This is a genomic window from Psychrobacter sp., from assembly GCF_035469765.1.
Taxonomy (GTDB): domain Bacteria; phylum Pseudomonadota; class Gammaproteobacteria; order Pseudomonadales; family Moraxellaceae; genus Psychrobacter.
Genome location: NZ_DATIRM010000340.1, coordinates 1 through 6,928, shown reverse-complemented (window position 1 = coordinate 6,928; position 6,928 = coordinate 1). Strand labels below are relative to the sequence as shown.

The 6,928-nt window shown below is 42.4% G+C and carries 5 protein-coding genes and 1 pseudogene; 5 read left to right on the top strand and 1 reads right to left on the bottom strand.

The window, feature by feature from the left end; genetic code table 11:
- From VLN09_RS09430 to VLN09_RS09415, 4 genes are all read left to right on the top strand, one after another.
- The coding region (locus tag VLN09_RS09430) for a PrpF domain-containing protein (protein ID WP_325245906.1) at nt 1-803 on the top strand (803 nt) is incomplete at its 5' end.
- A gap of 58 nt (nt 804-861) precedes the next feature.
- A complete protein-coding gene (locus tag VLN09_RS09425; RefSeq protein ID WP_325245904.1) occupies nt 862-2,715 on the top strand; it encodes an ABC transporter ATP-binding protein in 1,854 nt (617 codons plus the stop codon).
- A gap of 94 nt (nt 2,716-2,809) precedes the next feature.
- Nucleotides 2,810-3,400, top strand: coding sequence for a GNAT family N-acetyltransferase (locus VLN09_RS09420; protein ID WP_325245902.1), 591 nt, complete (start codon nt 2,810-2,812; stop codon nt 3,398-3,400).
- A 192-nt stretch (nt 3,401-3,592) separates the two neighbouring features.
- Entirely contained in the window at nt 3,593-5,041 is a 1,449-nt protein-coding gene (locus VLN09_RS09415) for a bifunctional 2-methylcitrate dehydratase/aconitate hydratase (protein WP_325245908.1), read from the top strand.
- Between the two features lie 36 nt (nt 5,042-5,077).
- On the opposite strand, the gene VLN09_RS09410 is transcribed toward VLN09_RS09415, so the two are convergent.
- A complete protein-coding gene (locus VLN09_RS09410) occupies nt 5,078-5,869 on the bottom strand; it encodes an SDR family oxidoreductase (RefSeq protein ID WP_325245899.1) in 792 nt (263 codons plus the stop codon).
- Between the two features lie 757 nt (nt 5,870-6,626).
- On the opposite strand from VLN09_RS09410, the pseudogene VLN09_RS09405 reads away from it, so the two are divergent.
- Nucleotides 6,627-6,928 (top strand): annotated as a pseudogene (locus VLN09_RS09405) (DUF2868 domain-containing protein); the annotation flags it as partial.

Sequence of the window (6,928 nt, the reverse complement as noted above, 5' to 3'; positions counted from 1 at the left end):
GTATTTGGCAAGAGAATATCGGTAAAACCATTATCGCCCATGTGCCTGTATATCTAGACGCGCAATGCAAGGTACAAGTTCAAGAAACCGGCGATTTTGAATTAGACGGTGTGACCTTCCCTGCGGCTGAAGTCAAAATTGAATTTATTGATCCTGTAGATTCCTCAAGTGACATGTTCCCCACTGGCAATTTAATCGATGACTTCGATGTGGCTGGCTGTGGCTTAAATACTGATAGCGTTAAAGCAACCTTTATTAGTGCGGGTATCCCAACTATCTTTATGAAAGCAGAAGATTTGGGCTTTACTGGTACTGAGCTGCAAGGTGATATCAACAGCGATAGCGAAACCTTAGCCAAGCTTGAAAAAATCCGTGCCAAAGGCGGTGTGGCGATGGGCTTATTTAAAGACGTCAGTGAAGCACAAACCAGTCAGCATATTCCAAAAATTGCTTGGGTAGCTCCTGCGCAAAGTTACAGCGCCTCAAGTGGCAAAGCAGTTAATGCTAAAGATATCGACTTAGTCGTACGCGCAATGAGCATGGGACAACTACATCATGCAATGATGGGTACAGCAGCGGTCGCCATTGCGGCAGCAGCGACCACGCAAGGCACGTTAGTGAACCAAGCCGCAGGTGCAGGCGAATTAGGTGAAGTTCGTTTTGGTCATCCTTCTGGCACATTGCTCGTAGGCGGAAAAACAGAACGCGTGAACGGTCGCTGGCAAGCCAAAAAAGTATCGATGAGCCGCTCAGCACGTCGTATCATGATAGGTGAAGTTTTTGTACCGGCAGATGCGTTTTAGTTTTCTTTAGTCTATGCCTAGTATGGCTTTTTAGGTCAGTTTACTTTACGCTAATAACATGCCAAACCCACCTACCCTCAGTAAGTCCCCACTGGATAACAAGCCGCCGCTCAAAAAAGTTGAGCGGCGCGCATTGCTGTGGGATATCCTCAAAAAGCTTGCTGTATTTGCAAAACCTTACCGTTTACTCATTATTGCCACACTGATACTAACGGTGCTTGGCTCCTTTACCGCGCAAGTTAATGCCTTTGTGTTGCGCTATGCCGTGGACACTTTGACCGAAATCGCTCCCCTTGCCGATCCATGGGAAGCTGGCGTGCGCATGCTAACCATCATTAGTGCGGTACTCTTAACCAAAGAGATATTGTCGATATTCATCTCTTTTGGACAGCGCTTCTTTGGTGAAAAAATTCGTATCAATCTCTCTCGTGATTTATCACAAAAAATTATTGAGCGTATCTTAACCTATCGAATGGCGTTTTATACCAGTAGTGAAAACGACAGCGGAAAATTGCAAACTCGTATCGATTATGGTGTTAGCAGCCTAACCAGCTTGGTGCAAAACTTCTTTATCGATATGCTACCGCTATTTGCCAGTGCGATTGTATCGCTGATTATTATGTTTTCGACCAATTTTTGGATAGGCTTGGTTGGTCTGATTATTATCCCGATTTACTTTTTTATCAGTCAAAAACAAGCGAGGCGTTTGCAAGGATTTCGGCGGCAGATGCGTGGCTTTAGAGAAGCCAAAAGTGGTTTGGTTATCTCGTTGATTAATTCTATCAGTGTCGTAAAGTCCTTTGTCCGTGAGTCTATCGAGGCGGAGAAGCATTTACAGATTCAAAAAGACATGACCGATAATCAGCTGCGTATTCGTAGCATTGGTTTTATTTATGACGCGGTAAAAACCTTTATCGAGCAAATCGGTGTGGTGGTGATTATTTTATTGACCGCCTACTTTGTCTTAAAGGGTCAAATGACCATTGGTATGATTTTATTTCACGTGATGCTGTTTCAGAATGTCGCCGCTCCTATCCGACAGTTACATCGTATTTATGATCAAATCAACAATGCGCTGACCTATGCCGAAGGCTTTTTTGAGATTTTAGAGGACGAAAGCCAAGTTGAAAACGTCACTGGCAGGAGCAGTAAAGATTTAAAAGGTCTCATTGAATTAAAAAACGTTGACTTCACTTATCCTAATGGCACCCAAGCGCTAAAAGATGTCAGCTTTACCATCAAGCCCAATCGTATTACTGCACTAGTAGGCTTAAGCGGTGCTGGCAAGAGCACCATTATTAGCTTATTGGTAAAATTTTATGAGCCGGATGCTGGCAAGATATATTTAGATGGGCATGATCTAGCGGAATGTGATACTCATGAGCTTCGCCAAAATATTGGTTTGGTACTACAAAGCAATCATATTTTCTCAGGTACGATTAGCGAAAATATCCGCTATGGCGATATGAATGCGACTGATGAAGATATTATCATTGCAGCAAAAAAAGCCTCAATTCATGAGCAAATCATGTCGTTAGCCAAAGGTTATGAGAGTACCGCAAAATCCCTATCTGGCGGACAGCAGCAACGTATTGCACTGGCAAGGATGTTTTTAAAAGATCCCCCGATTGTGTTTTTGGATGAGCCAACGGCCAGCCTTGATGCGATTGCCAGTCAACAGGTCAAAAAAAGCTTAGATCTGATTAAAAAAGACCGTACCGTGATTATGGTGTCGCACAATATCGCCCAAATCATCGATGCTGATGACTTGGTAGTGATAGAAGACGGGCGTGTGGTTGAGACTGGTACCCATGAAGCGCTATATGAACAGCGCGGCAAGTACTTTGAAATATTCAGCGCCATGTCAGATAGTCTGAACTTAGATAAAATCAGTCAAACCTTAAATAGTTAATGTGGGGCGAAATCGTTATAATGCTCATTCTTTAATGCATGATTTATTTTTAAGTGCTATTACTACCCTTTAAATTGTTAAAAGCTATTTGACTATGACCTGTGAATTTTCGATAAAAACCTTTGATGAATTAACCTCAGTTGATCTGTATCACATTTTAAAAGCGCGCTCGCAAGTATTTGTGGTGGAACAAAATTGCCCTTATCAAGACATGGATGAGGTCGACTTTGATTGCTTACATCTGGTCGCGCATCAAAATGAGCAGCTGATTGGCTATTGCCGCATCATTCCGCCTGTTTTCAACACTAAAAAATCTGCTGTAACCCCATCAGGTCCTATCCCATCGATTGGTAGAGTGCTGGTGTTGGCAGCACATCGCGGCGATGGTGTCGCCCGCCAAATGATGCTAGAGGCCATCAAATATTGCCGTAAAAAATACGGTAAAAAACCCATTATCATCTCAGCCCAGACTTATTTATTAAACTTTTACCAATCTCTTGGGTTTATCGCTGAAGGCGAGCATTATCTCGAAGACGGCCTTGAGCATGTCATCATGGTGCTACCTATTATTAAAAAGGTTAAAGTTAAAAAGGAAAATTCAGGTACGGCAAGCAGCATTCTTAGCTTTTTACTATTAATGTTGGCGTTGTTGTTTATTATCGGCTTACTGTATTTGATGGTTTGATCCTCTTTGGCGTAAGTCGTCTTACACTACTTCACTGTGGTTCGGTTGTGAGTATGCTATTTTTAATAGCAGGCTTATTAATTCATAATAGGATTGATAGGTTGTCATCATATCTGACTCAAGGAAGAGGTAAAGGTTATGTCTAATGTCGAAAGCAATGTCCGACCAGAGTATGACGTCGAGATTTAAAAAATTGCCGATTATGTACTCAATTATTCTATAGATAACGACTCACCCAATAGCGCTGATGCTTGGAATACCGCTCGCTACTGCCTGATGGATACCATCGGCTGCGGATTACTGGCACTGCGTTTTCCTGAATGTACCAAGCATTTAGGTCCTGATTGTGCGGATCAAATCACCCCTAATGGCGCGCGTGTTCCCGGCACCTCCTACCGTCTAGATCCTATAAAAGCCGCTTTTGATATCGGCTGTATCGTACGCTGGCTTGATTATAATGACACATGGCTCGCTGCCGAATGGGGTCACCCCTCTGACAATTTAGGAGCGATTTTGGCAGTAGCAGATTATATTAGCCAGCAAAACGTCAGTCAGGGTCGCGCACCGCTTATCATGAAGGAAGTGCTAGAAGCCATGATTATGGCGCACGAAATTCAAGGAGTGTTGGCACTAGATAACTCCTTTAATCGTGTGGGTCTTGATCATGTATTTTTAGTAAAGTTAGCGTCGACTGCTGTCGTTGCCAAACTTTATAAACTACCACATGAGCGTATCATGGCGGCTATCTCTCAAGCTATTGTGGACGGTCAGGCACTACGTACGTATCGTCATGCACCCAATGCCGGTAGCCGTAAGTCTTGGGCAGCAGGCGATGCCACCAGTCGCGCCGTACGTTTAGTCGATATTACGCGCCGCGGCGAGATGGGTATTCCCTCTGCATTGACCGCGCCGCAGTGGGGTTTTTATGATGTTCTCTTTAGCCATACCAATAAAGATTTGGCTCTTAAGCCTGAAAAAGAGCGCTACTTTACCTTTCAGCGTGAGTTTGGTAGCTATGTCATGGAGAATGTCTTATTTAAGATAAGCTTCCCTGCAGAGTTTCATGCGCAAACTGCTTGTGAGGCGGCCGTTATCTTGCATCCGCGCATCGATGACCAAATTGAAGAGATTGAAAAAATTATCCTAACCACTCATGATTCAGCCATTCGGATTATCTCCAAAGAGGGGACGCTGGCCAATCCTGCTGATCGAGATCATTGCTTGCAGTATATGGTTGCAGTGGCTTTACTCACCGGTGATTTGATGGCTGAAAACTATGAAGATGACTATCATGCCGAGCATCATATTTTGATTGATGGTCTACGTCGTAAAATGGTCGTTGAAGAAGATGCCGGCTATTCAAAAGACTATCATGATCCAAGTAAGCGCTCGATTGCCAATGCGATACAGGTATTTTTTAAAGATGGTAGTAGTACCGATAAGGTAGCGATTGAATACCCTATCGGTCATAAACGCCGCCGTGCTGAAGGATTACCGATATTGGAGGCAAAGTTTCGTGCCAGTCTTGCAACGCGGTTTATCGATAGTCGCTGCACAGAGATTTTTGCACTATGTAGCGATCAGCAGCGCTTGGAGCAAACACCGGTAAACGAATTTATGGATTTACTGGTAACCTATTAGGCAATTGATTGTTATTTTTGATTGTTGCTTTAATATTTACCAAGGTATCGATTCCCCTGCCCAATCTACAAAACTGCCCGATTGGGTCGCATTCATCTTACTAAGTACCTCAAGCAAGCATTCAGCACTGTAGGCTGGCGAGAACAACTGCCCGTCAGCCACATTTCCTTGGAACGGTGCTGATAGCTGGGTATTGACGGTGCCCGGCTGCATCACCACTACGCAAACCTCTTTAAGTGAGCGACTCCATTCAATACTCAAATTTTTCATACCCATATTAAGTGCCGCCTTGCTCATGCGGTAGCTGTACCAACCGCCGAGTTGATTGTCACTGATACTACCTACCCTTGCCGATATGGTCGCAAAAATTGCTGGCTTGTCATTACTGCGCTCAGCTTTTGCTAATAGCGGTTTGATATGTTTGGCAATGAGCAGGCTTGCCAAGGCATTGACTTGCATATTCTTTAAGAAAAAATCAGTCTCAACCTGACGCAGCGCCTTCTCTGGTTGTTGCGCCCCGCTGTGTAGCAGTCCTGCACAGTTAATCACCCAGTTGACATGGTCAGTTTGATGTGCAATCAAATCAACAGCTTGTTTGATGCTCTGCTCGTCGCAGATATCCATCGCTATCCAATATAAATTGTCTGCTTCAAAATCGGGAATGCTTTTATGGTACGTGGCGAAGACACGAATGCCAGTATTGGTGTTCATACCGTTATTTGTACCGGTGCTGGCGTGTTCATTGGTAGCAGTCTGTACCAGTTGCTCAATCATGGCTTTGCCAATACCGCCTGTACCACCGATGATAAAATAATTTTTAGTATTCATAAGGCGTTCATCCTTGTTATTATTTATAGCGGTTATGATGCAATATTTAAGACAGTGCTCTTAATATATTGATTCAATTAAAACATATTTACCATAGGCTAAGTGTGTCACTTATACTGAACACTAATAATGTGATGAATTTTTGCAGTATTATTTTAATAGAAGATGATGTACAAGAACAAAAAATCTGCCATAACAGGCAGATTTTTATACGTTTACTTTGGTTGTCTAGTATTTTAGCTTGCTAAGCCTCTAGCTGCTGCCGATTGAGAAGTAGATTTAATATCCATATTAAATAGCCGTCCTTCGTGTTCTGTTATTGATACGCTCTAGGCTTGTTCTTCGACAACTACAATGTTATAAAACCAAATTTTTACCTATGATTACTAAAAAGGCATATGACCCTTTTCATTCGTTCATCTTTATTATTTGCCGCTATAAGGATACCTTTTGTTTATAACGGTGTATAGCGCTGGGTATAATCTGAATTTGACATTAGAATAGGTATGAATATTTGATGAAAATATTTAAATCAGGATTCTAATGTGTTTTTAGCATACCGCTTATTTATGATAACTGCTAGAAATTATTGACCATATAGTCAGGTTTTTTGTTAGTAAAACAAATATAGCTAAAATTAATACCGATAACCCTCAAAAATAAAGTCATAATTGCATTAATAAACACGCTTTAATGATTATAATTTTCAACACATTTGATATTTTATTTCACCATTGATTTATACGGACATCAGACCATGCTATCGCCCCAAGACCAATTGACTGAGCTAGTACGTACTCTTGAGACGCAGCAGCATGTTTTTGCCACCGACCCACTACTAATTACTGAAAAACTGCAAAGTGAAGAAGGCACGCCCCTGCAAAAATTGCATCGACGAGCTTCACGAATAGACAGCAATGGCATGCTGGCAGGCGTGCTTGGTAAGATTGACGGTCGTATCAAAGGCATCATGGTTGTTATGAGTGTGGTGTGGTGTCTCTCGGGATTTTTGGGATTGTTTACTTTATTACAGACCAACGTAGTGAACTTCTTTTATGT